General features: G+C 40.2%; 17 protein-coding genes. 3 read left to right on the top strand and 14 right to left on the bottom strand.

Annotated features, from left to right (window positions below; genetic code table 11):
- Position 1: 1 nt before the first annotated feature.
- The 5 genes from PCY09_RS01160 to PCY09_RS01140 form a co-directional block, all read right to left on the bottom strand.
- Positions 2–1,555 carry a glycosyltransferase family 39 protein gene (locus PCY09_RS01160; RefSeq protein ID WP_061595956.1) on the bottom strand — a complete coding sequence of 518 codons (1,554 nt, stop codon included), beginning with the start codon at positions 1,553–1,555 and terminating at the stop codon, positions 2–4.
- A 134-nt stretch (positions 1,556–1,689) separates the two neighbouring features.
- A complete protein-coding gene (gene pyrE, locus PCY09_RS01155; RefSeq protein ID WP_061602367.1) occupies positions 1,690–2,319 on the bottom strand; it encodes an orotate phosphoribosyltransferase in 630 nt (209 codons plus the stop codon).
- Between the two features lie 78 nt (positions 2,320–2,397).
- Positions 2,398–3,090, bottom strand: coding sequence for an orotidine-5'-phosphate decarboxylase (pyrF, locus tag PCY09_RS01150; RefSeq protein WP_045503251.1), 693 nt, complete (start codon positions 3,088–3,090; stop codon positions 2,398–2,400).
- A 249-nt stretch (positions 3,091–3,339) separates the two neighbouring features.
- Positions 3,340–4,278, bottom strand: coding sequence for a dihydroorotate dehydrogenase (locus PCY09_RS01145; protein ID WP_125397130.1), 939 nt, complete (start codon positions 4,276–4,278; stop codon positions 3,340–3,342).
- A gap of 9 nt (positions 4,279–4,287) precedes the next feature.
- Positions 4,288–5,094, bottom strand: a complete 807-nt coding sequence (locus PCY09_RS01140; protein WP_125397129.1) for a dihydroorotate dehydrogenase electron transfer subunit — start codon at positions 5,092–5,094, stop codon at positions 4,288–4,290.
- A 187-nt stretch (positions 5,095–5,281) separates the two neighbouring features.
- Between PCY09_RS01140 and PCY09_RS01135 the strand changes: the two genes are divergently transcribed.
- The 3 genes from PCY09_RS01135 (at position 5,282) to PCY09_RS01125 (ending at position 7,194) form a co-directional block, all read left to right on the top strand.
- The gene (locus PCY09_RS01135; RefSeq protein ID WP_061585546.1) at positions 5,282–6,190 is read left to right on the top strand and encodes a LysR family transcriptional regulator; all 909 of its coding nucleotides are present in this window, start codon (positions 5,282–5,284) and stop codon (positions 6,188–6,190) included.
- Between the two features lie 22 nt (positions 6,191–6,212).
- Positions 6,213–6,764, top strand: a complete 552-nt coding sequence (locus tag PCY09_RS01130; protein ID WP_227250296.1) for a hypothetical protein — start codon at positions 6,213–6,215, stop codon at positions 6,762–6,764.
- A gap of 163 nt (positions 6,765–6,927) precedes the next feature.
- Positions 6,928–7,194 carry a hypothetical protein gene (locus PCY09_RS01125; RefSeq protein WP_227250295.1) on the top strand — a complete coding sequence of 89 codons (267 nt, stop codon included), beginning with the start codon at positions 6,928–6,930 and terminating at the stop codon, positions 7,192–7,194.
- Positions 7,195–7,221: 27 nt separating this feature from the next.
- Here PCY09_RS01125 and PCY09_RS01120 read toward each other — a convergent pair whose 3' ends face one another.
- The 9 genes from PCY09_RS01120 to rpiA form a co-directional block, all read right to left on the bottom strand.
- Positions 7,222–8,187, bottom strand: coding sequence for a hypothetical protein (locus PCY09_RS01120; protein ID WP_061602363.1), 966 nt, complete (start codon positions 8,185–8,187; stop codon positions 7,222–7,224).
- A 122-nt stretch (positions 8,188–8,309) separates the two neighbouring features.
- A complete protein-coding gene (locus PCY09_RS01115) occupies positions 8,310–9,041 on the bottom strand; it encodes an NAD-dependent protein deacylase (RefSeq protein WP_061602362.1) in 732 nt (243 codons plus the stop codon).
- A gap of 11 nt (positions 9,042–9,052) precedes the next feature.
- A complete protein-coding gene (locus PCY09_RS01110) occupies positions 9,053–9,814 on the bottom strand; it encodes a hypothetical protein (RefSeq protein WP_061602361.1) in 762 nt (253 codons plus the stop codon).
- A complete protein-coding gene (gene deoD / locus PCY09_RS01105; protein WP_061602360.1) occupies positions 9,811–10,524 on the bottom strand; it encodes a purine-nucleoside phosphorylase in 714 nt (237 codons plus the stop codon). The genes PCY09_RS01110 and deoD overlap by 4 nt, the downstream gene beginning before the upstream one ends.
- A 423-nt stretch (positions 10,525–10,947) precedes the next feature.
- Entirely contained in the window at positions 10,948–11,658 is a 711-nt protein-coding gene (locus tag PCY09_RS01100; RefSeq protein ID WP_125397128.1) for a type 1 glutamine amidotransferase, read from the bottom strand.
- A complete protein-coding gene (locus PCY09_RS01095) occupies positions 11,655–12,890 on the bottom strand; it encodes a chloride channel protein (protein WP_185760622.1) in 1,236 nt (411 codons plus the stop codon). Before PCY09_RS01095 ends, PCY09_RS01100 begins: the two co-directional genes overlap by 4 nt.
- Positions 12,891–12,894: 4 nt before the next feature.
- A complete protein-coding gene (locus PCY09_RS01090; protein ID WP_125397126.1) occupies positions 12,895–13,704 on the bottom strand; it encodes a purine-nucleoside phosphorylase in 810 nt (269 codons plus the stop codon).
- Between the two features lie 116 nt (positions 13,705–13,820).
- Positions 13,821–15,032, bottom strand: coding sequence for a phosphopentomutase (locus PCY09_RS01085; RefSeq protein WP_125397125.1), 1,212 nt, complete (start codon positions 15,030–15,032; stop codon positions 13,821–13,823).
- A complete protein-coding gene (gene rpiA, locus PCY09_RS01080) occupies positions 15,029–15,718 on the bottom strand; it encodes a ribose-5-phosphate isomerase RpiA (RefSeq protein ID WP_125397124.1) in 690 nt (229 codons plus the stop codon). Before rpiA ends, PCY09_RS01085 begins: the two co-directional genes overlap by 4 nt.
- Between the last annotated feature and the right edge of the window lie 123 nt (positions 15,719–15,841).

The following is a 15,841-nucleotide window of genomic DNA, read 5'->3' as shown; positions in this document are numbered from 1 at the left end:
TTTAATCATTCCTTTTCAAAGACTTTCGTTGGGAAATTTTTAAGTAGCAGACGACTTTCTTCAAATCTTGAGAATACTGACTTAAACCAAGAGCAGAAACCAGTAAAATCTGTGGTAAAAATTGGATGAGGTAACGGGTTTTCCCACCTTCAAAAATCTGTAGGAAGAGTAAGCCTCCAAAAACAGCAAGATTCAAAAAATTGACGCGATCATCTGGTCGGTACTTCCACAAAGTCATAACGAGACCTAGACTCATAACAATCCAAACTAGCTGCTTTATAAGAGCGTAATAGACATACTCCTTCTTATCAATGCTTAAAAAAAATGTTCGAACAAACTGAGCAAGTGGATTGTTTTTGGTCATTTCGTATAAAGGATTAATAAATGGTGTCTTTTCATTTTCAACATCCCGATAGAGCCAACCCAGAGTCCCTTCTGCCACCGTTAGAGATTGCTTGTAATATAAGTGCCCCCAAAATGTCGCGGGTGTATATTCCTTCAAGCGACGCTTAATTTCCTTAATGACATTTTCCTTAGCAAACATGCCATTATTATAGTCATCTCTTTTGTTGGGTTCAATATATTGGAGCAACCCTTCTTTCATATCTGCTTGATTATGACCTATGTATGTAAGCCCCAAATTGATAAAGAGAAGCGGTCCCTTAGCTAATCCTTCTTTTTGAATAATTGTCACTTCATTCTGGTTCTTAATAGCCGTATGAAGTCCACTATAGGTTATTCCAAAAGCAAGGACAAATATTGATAAAACCAAAAGAAAATTTTTCCACTGCTTCTGCAAAAAGAATGTTACGAAGAAGGCAATCAAGAGAATCATGACTGTCGGGCGAACAAAATACAAGAAGCCTGTGAGCAAACCCAATGATATACTTAAGGCAGTCAATTTCTTAATACTGTCAGCTTTAAAGATTCCAAAAATTAAGAAAATCTGTAAAGAAATAAAGGGCAGTGGCGGAATATCCGTATACATAGAGAAGAAATAAGGAGAAAATCCAGCCAAAAGCACATAAAGACTAAAAACGACATCAGCCGATTTTTGATTAAAGAATTTTTGACTTCCCTTATACAAAATCAAAGCTGTTAGATTAGCATACACCATGTTTAGTCCCTGCATTATCCAAAGTGCAGACGACTCCCCAAACAGCTTGTAGAAAAAGCGTTCGTAGAGAAAGAGAGGTAAGTTATTTGGGTTACGTGTGATATAGCTTGAAATCGATGTTTCTTTAAGTAAGCGAAATGCCCCGTTCAGAACAACTGCTGCATCCCGACGCACAAGTAATTCAGCTGCCCAAATCATAATAAGCTGAAAAACTACTACAGCCACCATAATCGCGATCTTATGTCGCATCAAATAGCGGTATACTTTTAAAACTTCTTTACGATAATAATAAGCTCCAATCAGCAAGATAGCAAAAATTGGATAGGCCCAATAACTCATCTCACTGATATAAAAGATTGAAACAAAAAACCAATGTACTACAAGGACTAACATGATTTTTTGTAAAATGGAAAACGATAGACGATAAATCTTTGACATAGGCTTATTATAGCAAAAATCAAGGTTTTTAGCTAAGAAAATACAGCAATCAAGAGACTGCTGCTTTTCTTTTGGCAAAGATAAAGTATCTGTTTCGATATGAAATATCGTTTAAACTCAAGCAGAACAAACTCTTACAGATGCCAATTTTCTTGGTCTTCCTTAAAGCGTTTCAATAAGGCTAATCCTTCAGCATTGATATAGCCTTCTTGCTCAGCTAGGTAAATCAACTCTGTATAGTTTGACAAAGTGACCAATTTGACACCCGCTTCATTGAAGTTCTTTTCTGCTTTTGGTAGCTCATAGGTAAAGATAGCTGCTGCGCCAATCACATCCGCACCTTCACGTTTGGCGGCAGCGATAGCATCCAAGACCGAACCACCAGTCGAGATTAAGTCCTCAATGACAACCATCTTCTGCCCAGGCGCTACGCGACCTTCTATTTGATTGCCCGCTCCGTGATCTTTTGGTTTGCTGCGGATATAGGCAAATGGCAGGTTCATCTTATCAGCGATAATGGCTCCGTGGGGAATACCGGCTGTCGCAGTTCCAGCAATGACTTCTACATCTGGAAATTCTGCCCGAATTTTTTCGACGAAACCATCTTCAATCAAGGTCCGAGTCTCTGGATAGGCCAAGGTCACACGGTTGTCTGTGTAAATAGGTGACTTGATACCTGATGCCCATGTAAAAGGCTCTTCTGGCTTCAAATACACTGCTTTGATTTTCAATAAATCACGCGCAATCTCTTTTGCTAAAGTCATTATTTGCTCCTTATAAATTTGAAATTTTATGATACTGTTAATTTTGTATAACGATTTAATTCGAATTACTTGTTTTGCTTAGCTATTCCACTGCTTCTTTATTTCATGATAAGCATCCCAAGGATTTTCAGCTTGGATAATCGGACGACCGACTACAATATAATCACTACCGATTTGATGTGCTTCTTGCGGAGTCATAACCCGTTTCTGGTCACCAATTTCTGCTCCAGCTGGTCGAATACCCGGTGTCACACAGAGAAAGTCTTCAGCAGTAGCCGCCTTAATTAGTTCAACTTCTTGAGCTGAACAAACTACACCATCCAAACCAGCTTCCTTAGCTTTACGAGCGTAATTTACAACAGACTCCTGAACCGTTGTCTGGATGTTTTGACAATCACGCATATCTTCTTCACTGGTCGAGGTCAGCTGAGTCACTGCAACCAGTTTAGCCTTGTCTCCCAAAACCTTCTTAGCTTCGCTCATCATCTCCACACCGCCAGCTGCATGAACCGTCACCATGTCGATGCCAAAAGTTCCTAAGACAGACATGGCTGAGCGCACAGTATTGGGAATGTCATGTAGCTTCAGATCCAAGAAAATGCTGTGTCCAAGTCCTTTCAAATAATGAACAATTTCTGGACCGATAGCATAGAAGAATTCCATACCGATTTTTACAAATAGTTTTTCATCTTCTGGAAAATGCTCCAAAAAAGCTTTGACATCGTCAAAAGATGGAAAGTCAAGGGCGATAATAGGACGTTCTTCACGCATGTAGGGATAATCTCCTTTTTTGATTATTAGCTTTAAAGAACTCCGGCAGGTACTCCTGTTGTCAACTATATCTTCACACTAGACTCGAAAATATAGAAAAAACCTTGCCTGAGAGCAAGGTTACACGAAAATGTGGCAGAATTTGCCATTCAAACGTATGATCCTTAGTAGCCTCTCTGGACTTCTTTAAAGGTTATATTTAGTTCATTCTATAATTTCACAGCAAGATTGTCAAGCAAAAATGTAACTTTAAAGCAAATTATCTCGAACTTCTTTTCGTAAGCTTTCAAGACTTTCGATGCCGTATTTATCCATCGCCCTAGGCAGATCTTCAATGATGGTCGGACAGGCATATGGATCTGTGAAATTGGCAGTTCCCACTCCAATAGCTGAAGCGCCCGCTATAAACATCTCCAGAGCAGCCTCCGCCGAATCAACTCCCCCCATACCAATGATAGGAAGTTTGCTTGCCTGCGCCACTTGACGGATCAGCTTGAGCGCTACCGGAAAGACAGCTGGACCCGACATACCACCTGTGCCATTAGCGATAATATGCTTGCGTGACTTCAAGTCAAATCGCATACCTACCAAGGTGTTAATCATGGTAAATCCAGCAGCTCCAGCATCTTCAACGGCCTTGGCTACCTGAGTAATATCAGCCACACTCGGAGTTAATTTGACATAGACAGGTACATCAGAAGTATCTACTGCTGCCTTGGTTGCTTGGTAAGCCAACTCTGGAACTTGACCAATCAAAAGCCCAGCATTTCCATGGTCAACATTAGGACAGGAGATATTGAGCTCAATAGCCTTTACATTAGGGGCTTGAGAAATTTTCCCAGCCACTGTGGCATATTCTTGATTGGAAAAACCTGCTACATTAGCGATGATTGGAAGGTCGGGATAATGTTTTTCCAACCAAGGCAGTTTTTCAGCTAGAACAGCCTCAACACCTGGATTTTGCAGACCGATGGCATTGAGCATTCCAGCTGGCGTTTCTGCCACACGCGGAGTGGGATTGCCAAAGCGGGGCTCCAAAGTCGTAGCCTTTATCATGATAGAACCCAGCAAGTCCAAGTCATAGTATTTGGCATATTCTTGACCGAAACCAAAGCAACCTGATGCTGGAATAATTGGATTTTTCAGGTCCAAGCCTGGCAAGGAAACTCTTAAACGTTTATCACTCATTTTTTCCTCCTAGACAATAATCGTGCCCGTTTCGAAGACCGGACCATCTTCACAAACCCGCTTATTGACTGACTCGTCCTGACCTGCCACATGAACGACACAAGCATAGCAGGCACCCATACCACACGCCATACGAGATTCCATGGAGAGATAAGCATGCGGATGATCCTGAAACTTACGATCGACGTACTGAAGCATAGCTGGCGCTCCACAAGAATAGACAGCCACATAGTCTTGGGTCATCTCATCTACCACCGCTGATACATAGCCCTTGCGACCATAGGAACCATTATCCGTCGTGACAATGACATCAGCGTATTTTTTCATTTCTGCTTCCAAAATAACAGCAGATTTATCATAAAATCCCAGAACAGCTGTCACTTGAGCTCCCTTAGCATGCAATTCTTTAGCAACCTCAAGCAGGGGAGGGACACCAATCCCACCACCGATTATCAAAACTCGGTCACCTGTCCTTACAGGGCTCAAATCAAAGCCATTGCCCTGAGGCCCCATAACATCAAGAAACGAGCCGACTGGCAGTTGAGAAAAAATAGCCGTCCCGCCGCCTTCTATCCGATAGATGATGCGACAAGTAAGATTGTCACGATCAATCTCTGCGATTGAGATCGGCCGGCGCAAAAGCTTGCTGTCATCTGGTACCCGAATATGTAAAAACTGCCCAGCCTGCATCTGGCTGACCATTTGGCCCTTTAGGAGCATGGAAAAAATATTAGGTGCAATTTCTACTTGCTCTAGCAGTTCCATCTGTTCCAGCATAATCTTACCAAATCTCTTTTTGCAACTGTCACTAACCATGACAACCTCACTTTCTACAAGAAAAAACCTCGCCACAGCAAGGTTTCGCAAAAAACAAGGCAGTCAATTGCCTCTTATATCGTTTTTCCTACCTTGCAGCCTCACTGGACTTGATTAAAGGTTTAAATTTATCATATTCTACAACTAAATAGATGTTTTGTCAATCCTATTATGATAAAATAGTCCTATGAGAATTCAACAACTACACTATATTATCAAAATCGTCGAAACTGGCAGCATGAATGAGGCTGCCAAGCAACTTTTTATTACCCAGCCTAGCCTATCTAATGCTGTGAGGGACCTCGAAAACGAGATGGGGATTGATATTTTCATTCGCAATCCCAAGGGAATCACTTTGACCAAAGATGGCATGGAATTTCTATCTTATGCTCGTCAAGTGGTTGAGCAAACACAACTTCTAGAGGAACGGTACAAGAACCCTGTCGCCCATCGCGAACTCTTCAGCGTATCTGCCCAACACTATGCTTTTGTAGTCAATGCTTTTGTCTCCCTCCTTAAGAAAAGTGATATGGAAAAATATGAGCTATTTCTTCGGGAAACTCGTACTTGGGAAATCATTGATGACGTTAAAAACTTCCGCAGTGAAATTGGTGTCCTCTTTCTCAACAGTTATAATCGTGATGTCCTATCCAAAATGCTAGATGATAATCATCTAGTTGCAACTCATCTCTTCACCGCCCAGCCCCATATATTTGTCAGCAAGTCCAATCCTCTGGCTAAGAAAAAATTGGTTCAACTGTCAGATTTAGAAAATTTCCCTTATCTCAGCTACGACCAAGGGACCCATAATTCCTTCTACTTTTCTGAGGAAATCCTCTCCCAAGAACACCATAAAAAGTCTATCGTAGTCAGTGACCGAGCTACTCTTTTTAACCTCTTGATTGGTCTGGACGGATACACGATTGCTACTGGTATCCTCAACAGCAACCTCAATGGTGACAACATTGTCTCTATTCCGCTTGATATTGATGACCCAATCGAGCTAGTCTACATCAAACATGAAAAAGCCAGCCTATCTAAAATGGGAGAACGATTTATAGAATATTTGATTGAGGAAGTGAAGTTTGATAAATAGATAAACGCTATTAGGAGATTAAATGGAATCAAAACGCCTACTTAAAATATCTTGGATTTGTATTACCCTTTTTCTTGGAATAATCATTTACTTCAATATACACCCTATCCCTACTTTGATTAAACCTGGGCTAACCATCACTATAAAAAATAGTGACAGTGGTTTTTTTAACACTACGAATTCTGTTAAAAACCTAGAAGACGCTGAAAACAATTTTTATGTAAAATTCAATATAAAAAAAGTTGATTATGTTTCTAAATCAGATTTTAATATTTATGATAATAACGGAAAGCAAGTCCCTATAATTGACTTTAGTTCTACTTTTGCTGAATATTCAAGTAATGATATTCAAATTTGGTTCAAAGGAAAAGCAAATACTAAATATAGACTTGTATATAATGATGATAACAATACTAACTATAGCGTCAATTTTGATACCCCTTCAAAAAAATCATATCTAAAAAAAGATGATCAGATTGTTAAAGCTTATGTAAAAAAATATTTAGAAAATGGAATAAAAGACGAATTAACTGAAAATATTATTAAATATAATTCAGATAGTATAGTATGCTAATATCTCACCATACTATACTCCATCAGATAAGGAAAATAAAGCTATTGTTCAAGCATATTGGGATGCATTTATAAAAAATTGGAAAAACTACAGTATCGAAATGACAGAGGCTAGTGATGATAAATATTCATATACTATTAGGTATAGGTGGGGTAAGCCTGATATGGAAGAGTTAAATAAAAGGATAGATGAGAGAGAAAACCAATTAAAAAAAGAGCTAGGTAGTGATTATGAAAAACTCTTCAAGAAGATTATTACTGAGATACCAACTATGATTAAAAAGACCCCGCAGAAAGAACCAGAAGAAAAATCTATAAGTTTTACAATAAATAGAGAGGATATAGAAACACTTAATAGTCGAACCAGTTACAATAATATTTCAACGATTTCAAGTGAATTTAAATCGCCTCTCATGAAATTATATCCTTAAAATGAAAGAATCCAGATATTTTCTAAGCTACCTGGATTCTTTTTTATTTTGATATAAAACTTCAGCAATGTATTCAGATTTATTTTCATCTGTATAGGTTTTTGAGCTTGACTTGACCTTATAGTCATGATCATTAATTTGCTCTACAATATAAGAATGCGTAATGGTCATTTTAAACTGACTCCCTGTCGTGCTAACACTTAGAGGTAAGTTAGTAAATTCGTCTGAATAGAAGATTCTGGGGTAAGAGTGATTTGAAGTATGAGTTAATCTATTGTTATAAAAATCATACTTTCTATCCCAGTAGTTACCCTTATGCTGCTTTTGATAATCTTCAAAAAAATCTAATTTATCATCCAAACTATTTTTCGAACTAGTAAAAAAAATAGGAGTCAAACTAAAATCAGGTTTATTCCCATATTCAAAATACGTTTGCTTCTCTCCTGTTTTAGGATTTTTTAATTGGTAAGAAATCTCACTGCTGACTTCTGGAACCTGATAAAGAGTATCGCCCTCATAAAGAAATAATAATATGTCTATAAGATTGCTAGTTCTCTTGTTATCGGGCAACTTAAAGTCCGGAAAACGAAAACTTAACTTTTGATAAATAGAATCATTTAACAAATTGGCACTAAATGATGGACCAATTTCAGAAGTCTCTTCTACGGGAATTTCTGACTTACTACCATCGGTAAAAGTAACATGTAAAATTTGTTTTTCATTATATTCATTCCAATTTGATAATATCTTCTCTGTCAAATCTTGATTTTGGGGTACTTTTTCATTCATTTGATGTACAAATTCAATGTTCAAATCCTTAACTACTTTTTTCTTAGGTTTGATCTCACTTACTTTGTAGTTGTATACTGTATAATATTGATTTTCCCAATCAAACCATTCTGGCTTAAGATAATAACGCAAGCTGATAAATGTAACCAACAAAAAAGATATTACAATTAAGATTACTTTGTGCTTTCTCTTTAATTTTTTCATCTAGACCTCCTAGGCTCTACATTTTATTATAACATAGTCACATGAGTTTATATAGTAACTTCCCAACAGTAGAAAATATAAAACACCCGAAAAAGCATTTTGGGCTATTTTCAGGTGTTCTTTTATTGTCTTAATTGAGAAAATACTTGGCCAATCTTCCCTTCAATGACCAGGTCCGCCTGACTGTCTTGAGGAATACTGGTCTTGTTGATGACGACCAGATGCTTTCCTGAAAAGTACTGGATGAGGCTGGCTGCAGGATAGACGACTAAGGAAGTGCCACCAATTATCAGCAGGTCCGCTTGATGGATAGCTTGAGCAGCCTGCTGAAAAACCTCCATATCTAGAGGTTCTTCATAAAGAGTCACATCTGGTTTGACAATGCCTCCACAGTCAAGACAGTGAGGAATTGTATCATCCAGAGCCAGAAAACCATCCAAATCATAGAATCGTTGACAATTCAGACAGTAATTTCTATCCGCACTGCCATGAAGCTTGAGAACCCTTTTCGAACCAGCCATTTCATGCAAGCTATCGATATTTTGGGTCACTACAGCCTTAAGCTTGCCTTCCTTCTCCAAATCCGCCAAGTAGGTATGAGCTGCATTGGGCTTAGCATCTGGATAGAGCAGGTACTTCTTGTAAAAGTCAAAAAACTCCTGCGGATAACGCTCAAACATAGTGTGAGAAACTAGCTGCTCTGCTGTAAAATGCCGTCCTAGCTTGACACTGTATATCCCATCGGAACTTCGAAAGTCCGGAATATTAGACTCAGTCGAAACACCCGCACCACCGAAAAAGACTATATTTTGACTTTGGTCAATCAATTCTTGCAGCCTTGCAATTTTATCCATCCTACTACTCCTTATAAGAGACTTTCTACGATCGCATTTGCTCGGTCGAAGTAAAAAGGCTCCCTCTGATAAACTATGCCTGTCTCCTGCGCCAAATCAACCAGAAGCTCCATAAAGTGCTGAGACGAGAAACCAGTCGTCCGGTGCAATTCTTCCTCATCAAAAGGCCTGATAAGATGAGCCAGTGGATTGCGGACTGACTTTTCTAACTCTCTTAGCTGCCCTGCTGATTTCTTGACAGATTCAGGGAAACCTAATTGTAAAATTAATTCTGTCAAGCTAGAAGAGTTGACCGTACTTTCCGTATGGAAATTTTGCAAAATAGGATTATCAGAATTCCTCATCTTCTCAAACTTCCAACGGTCGTAACTGGCCTCTCTAGAATTATGAATATAGCCGTCAATATCCGGCAACTGCATGCGAATCAACCGCATAAAAATCCTATAAATGGCCGGACTAACTGCTCGAACAAAGTCAATCAATTGTTCATTTCTCAATTTTGCATCTAGGTCATAAAGGTAATTAGCCAGCTGCTCGTCTGCTTCATTTTCATGGCAAAAAAGCTGAAAATCAGCTGAATTCATTCCAGTGATTTCCAACTTTAGATTCATGATAGATTGGATGTTGAGCTCTCTTCGCTCTGCTAGTGCCCTAAGAAGACGAACCAAGTCAGACTGGGTAGACTTTCCTGCTTGCTCAGCCAGTTTAAGGGCATAAGCATAGTCATAGCGGGAAATCGCAAAGAGAATAGCTTCTTTGACATCTACTTTCATGCTTCAGCAATCAAGGTTTCCAAACCAACCTTCATCATATCGGTGAAGGTATTTTGACGTTCTTCTGCAGTAGTGTCTTCATCTGAATTGACCAAACTATCAGAAATAGTCATGATAGCTAGCGCATCAACATGGTGTTGGGCAGCAAGATAGTAAAGCGCTGCTGCTTCCATTTCCACAGCCTTAACACCCCATTTACCGAGCTCAATGTTCTTTTCAAAGTAGTTTGAATAAAAGACATCAGAAGACAAGACATTCCCAACATGGGTGGTCATACCGAGATCTTTGGCAATATGGTAGGCCTTGTCTAGTAAATCAAAGCTAGCGATTTGTGGGAAATCATACTGTGGCCAGTCGTTGCGGATGATGTTTGAGTTGGTTGCAGCTGCTTGCGCCAAAACCAATTCACGGACATGGACATCCTCATTCAAAGAACCCGCAGTTCCCACACGGATTAATTTCTTCACTCCGTAGTCAACAATTAACTCACGCGCATAGATAGAAATCGAAGGCATTCCCATCCCAGTTCCCATGACAGATACACGGTGACCTTTATAAGTACCAGTGTAGCCAAACATGTTGCGGACTTCGTTAAAACAAACAGCATCTTCAAGGAAGTTCTCCGCAATAAACTTAGCACGAAGGGGATCCCCCGGAAGAAGAATTTTATCAGCAATTTCACCCTGCTGAGCAGCAATATGGATAGACATAGTTTATGATACAAAGAGCGAGAAGAAAACGACTGAAAATTAGGAATCTGACGAGAAATCCTGATTTCTCAGTCAGATTATCTATTTTCCATGTTTTCCGCTCGTGTTCAAATCAGAACACCTTACTCTACCTTTCTTTTTGTATATTTAGGATAGCGACAGAGAACAAAGTAAAAATAGGAAACTGACGACGCATCGCAGATGCTAGACAGTTTATCTTTTTTACACAGTTCTCCGCCCGTATTCAGTTCAGCAAATACGGTTTACCCATCCTTTCTTTTATTCTTATGAAAAGTTTTCCGCTCGTGTTCAAATTAGAACACCTTGCTCTACCTTTCTTTCTTAATTTTAAATTTAAATATGTCGCAGAACAGTTAGACCGAGTTTGACTACAAACTCAAATGCTCTGCCTTTCTGTAGTTCCTAGTTTACCAATGAATCTAAAAATGCATACAGTTTTGTATTCATTTCTTGATAATCATAAGCTCGAATGACTTCAGGATTTTGGAAAAAGGTCAATTTTTGGCTTTGGTCTTCCAAGACCTCTTCACCATCCGCTGCAATTAATAGTTCAACAGCTTCTGGATCAAATTCCAAATGAGCCTGAAAGGCATAATGTTTCGGACTGAAGCGAATAATCTGACGTGGACAACCTTGACTCGTCGCAAGAACAACAGCATTCTCTGTCAGCCCAGGCATATCACCATGCCAGTGTCCGGTAATTAGAGTTGGTCCGAGAATTTTGACATGCTCGTCTTTTAAACCAGCTTCAGTTAGAGTTATTGGAAAAATACCAATCTCACGCTCTGGACTATGTTCATACTTCGCACCATAAGCAACAGATAGAAGCTGCGCACCAAGACAAACACCAACGATATAGATATCTGCAGCAATCGCTTCTTTCATAAAAGAAAGCTCAGCCTTTGGATCATAATATGGGAAGTTTTCTCTATCCTCATCGGGAGATTGAGGACCACCCATGACAATCAGAAAGTCAATCCCGTCAATTGTTTCAGGAAGAGGTTCTTTTTCGTAAACCTTTGTTGTTGTAATGTGATGACCTCGTTCCAGAGCCCATTTGAGATAAGCGCCTGGCACTTCAAATGTTTCATGCAGTACAAAATGTACCTTCATTGTTCCTTCTCCCATCTCTTTCTAATCACGTAAGACATTCCTGCCGCTAGTACAAGCGGTATTGTCAAAATCCAATCCTGACCTGTAAATCCAAGACTTAGGGCAATAGCCGTCAGAGGAGCTTGTAAGGTCGTCCCTAAAAAGACTGTTGCTCCTAATAGCATTCCTAGAACTGGATCCAGATGAATGCCAACTACTGTCAAAAGCAAGGTCACTAAGTAGCCAGATCCAATCCCCAAGGCAAATGATGGTGTCAAGGTTCCCCCATAGGCACCATTGCGTAAGAGGAGATAAACCAGAAGCCCCTTCATTGCAAGAGCCAGTGGAAGATAGGGAACCGGCTGGCGAGATAACAAGGCTTGCGCTAGTACCTGACCATTTCCCATAAAGATAGGGAAAAAGGATACAAGGCCCCCCAGCACTAGAAAGGCTAGAGGAAGAGCCCAAAGAATCGACTCATCCTTCCGTCGTTTACGACTAGCCAACTTGGCTAGAGAACTAAAGACCAGAGCCAACGGAGTTACTATTAAAGCAATCAAGATAGCCTGCAAGAAACTGCTGGCCGACCAAGAGACTGTTGACAAGTGATAGATAGCATCATGACCAACAATGGGCCGAGCAACCCAAGTTGCCAGATAAGTACTAGTCAAAACCAGCAAAAAGTTCTGCCAACTATAGGCAAGTCCTAAGGTCTCAAAGACAAATAAACTACTAGCAAATGGAACTTGATAAACAGCTGCGAGTCCAGCACCTGCACCACAAGCGATCAATACTTTCTGATCTTTAAGAGTTAAGGAACATTCCCTAGACAAGCAACTCCCAAGAAGAGCCCCAAACTCACGTGGGGCTCCTTCTTTTCCGACAGAAGCGCCTGCCCCTACAATTGCTATCTGCATAACTGCATGAAGAATCTGGACTAAGGGCGATGGACTCACATCTCCAACCAACTCAATTTGCTTTCGAATTGACAGAATTTTATAGCGTCTCTGTAGGACATACCAAAAACATGCCGCCAAACACCCTGCCGTACACAAAACTAGGAACCTACGGACCCCACCAGCTTGCTCAAATTGTTGTAGCAAGTCCAACCTATGTTGTCCAAATGCTACCCATTGTACGCCTTCTAATAGATAATGGCAGGCAATTCCAACCAGACCTGTTCCCATTCCCAATCCGACAGTCACTAGAAGCAGGCGCAATCCGTATGGTAGTCTTTGGAGACGCATTTTCATGGCATTACAATTCAGCAAGAATAGCTTTAAGCAATCCTTTGAAGTTGCCTTTGACTCGCTCAGTGACTTCTACAACTTCTTCGTGATTAAGTTCTTCTTGGAAACCAGCAGCATAGTTAGTAATACATGAAATTCCAAGAACTTTCAAACCTGAGTGAGCTGCCACAATTACTTCTGGCACAGTAGACATGCCAACAGCATCTGCTCCCAAAGTCTTGTAAGCACGGATTTCAGCTGGTGTTTCATAAGTCGGACCAGTTACACCGATATAGACACCTTCATCAAGCTTGATACCGAGTTTTTTAGCCACTTCATGGGCAGTAGCGCGGTATTCTGGTGTGTAGGCTTTTGACATATCTGGAAAACGTGGACCAAAGTCATCCAAGTTTTCACCGATCAATGGGTTCTGACCCGTCATATTGATATGGTCAGTAATAGCCATCAATGTACCAGGTCCGAATCCGATACCTCCAGCAGCGTTGGTTACAAGAACCCCTTCACAACCAAGGACTTTCATCACGCGAACAGGGAAAGTGACAACTTCCAACGGATTTCCTTCATAGAAGTGGAAACGGCCTTGAAGCGCCAATACTTTGCGACCCGCCAAGTCTCCATAGACTAATTTACCAGCGTGGCCAACTACAGTTGAACGACCCCAGTTTGGAATCTCAGCGTAGTCTACCACTGCTGCGTTTTCGATTTCTTCAGCTAATTCTCCAAGACCTGATCCAAGGATCAAACCGAACTCAGGAGCTTCAACTCCTTTACCTTTCAAATAAGCAGCTGTTTCATTGATTTTTTCTAATAATGACATTAATATTCCTCACCTATCTATTGTTTTATAAAGCAATAAACTAATTCTCAAAGGTATTTCTATTGCCTACTACCCTATTATTATGATGCTATTTTGATTAGCTTAGTCCTATCTTCTTACACCAATTTATCTAAGAAACTTTCACCAATCATTGCCTTGTCCACTCCAAAGTTCTCAGCAACAGTAGCTGAAATATCGGCAAAGTGTCCAACAGGGATATGACCATGACCGCTTAAAGATTTTCCAAAAATTAAGAGAGGGATATATTCACGAGTATGATCAGTACCAGCGTAGGTAGGGTCATTACCATGGTCAGCAGTAATCATGAGCAAGTCATCTTCACGCATATTTTCAATGATTTCAGGAATACGAGCATCAAACTCTTCCAAACAGTCGCGATAGCCATGTGGATTACGACGGTGACCATAAAGAGCATCAAAGTCTACTAAGTTAGTAAAGGAGAAGCCATGTTTGAAGTTTTCGTCCTTCAATGCTTTAACTAAATTATCTACCCCATGATTATTGGACTGATTGTGGCCCATGTCATGGTTGATTCCAGCTCCATTGAAGATGTCGTTGATCTTACCAACAGAGTATGTATCGATTCCCGCTTCATTTAGCTTATCAAGTACAGTTGGCTCGAATGGTGATACTGCGTAGTCGTGACGATTAGCAGTACGGGTGAAGTTTCCTGGTTCACCAACATATGGACGGGCAATGATACGTCCTAGAAGCGCAGGTCTATCCAAAGTAATAGAACGAGCATATTCACAAATGCGATAGAGTTCTTCTAATGGAATCACTTCTTCATGAGCAGCAATCTGCAATACTGGATCAGCAGAGGTATAGATAATTAGCTCGCCTGTTTCCATCTGACGAGGACCAAAGTCATCAATAACTGCTGTTCCTGAATAAGGCTTATTAGCCTCACGAATAACTTTACGACCAGAGAACTCTTCAATCTTAGTAAGAATTTCTTCGGGGAAGCCATTCCAGAAAGTATCAAATGGTTCAGTAATATTTAGTCCCATGATTTCCCAGTGGCCAGTCATCGTGTCTTTTCCGAGAGATACTTCCTCAAGTTTAGTATAATAGCCACTTGGATTTGCTTCCTGAGGAACTGTCTTCAAAGGAACAGGACGTTCGATATTTCCTAAACCGATCTTAGCCATATTAGGGACGGTAAGTCCAACTGTTTTGGAAATATGTCCCAGAGTATCTGAAGCACCATCTGGCACTCCAACATTAACAAAGTTGTTAGCATCTGGTGCTGCACCGATACCAACTGAGTCCATAACTACTAAGTGAATACGATTAAATTTTGTCATAAGATCCTCCTTTTATTAGCTTCTAAAACTTGAACACCAGCTTTTCCTGCTACAATAACCTTATCTACCATTTGGTTAAAGAGGCCATGCTCAACTACACCAACGATGTGGTCCAATTCACGGGCAAACTCTACAGGATTTTCAATTACACCCAAATCTAGGTCAATGATAAAATTCTGCATATCCGTAACAAAACGTTGACCATCTTTCTGACGAAAAGATGGTTTGTAACCTGCACGTTCAAAGCGACGAAAAACTTGCTCTGCACCATACTGGACAACTTCGACTGGAAGCTTAAAAGCTCCTAGCTTATCAACCAATTTACTCTCATCAACTACCCAAATGTAGCTTTTTGTCGGTGTTGCAACGACCTTCTCCATAAGGAGAGCGCCCCCACCACCTTTTATACCATTAAAGTTTGGATCAACCTCATCTGCCCCATCAACTGTCACATCAACCAAGTCAACTTCATCAATGGATTTGAGTGGAATTCCCAAACCTTCTGCTTGTTGGCTGGTTACACTTGAAGTTGTTACTGCGATAATCTGCAGTCCTTCTTCTTTGATCCGACGGCCAATCTCTTCGACAAAATAATAAGCGGTCGAACCCGTTCCAAGTCCAACTACCATACCATCTGTCACGAACTCAGCAGCCTTAATACCTGCCATCTTCTTTAGATTCTCCATTTTGACCTCCTTTGCATTTTTCAGGCGTTTGAACCGTAAAAAAAAGGTTCTTTGCCCAGCCAAAAGAATCAATCTGTTTATAGTATAGCACTATTTTATAGAACATGAAAGCATTTTCCAAAT

Source organism: Streptococcus sp. SG2 (assembly GCF_030439925.1).
Classification (GTDB): domain Bacteria; phylum Bacillota; class Bacilli; order Lactobacillales; family Streptococcaceae; genus Streptococcus; species Streptococcus gordonii.
This window is presented reverse-complemented; position numbering and strand designations above follow the sequence as displayed.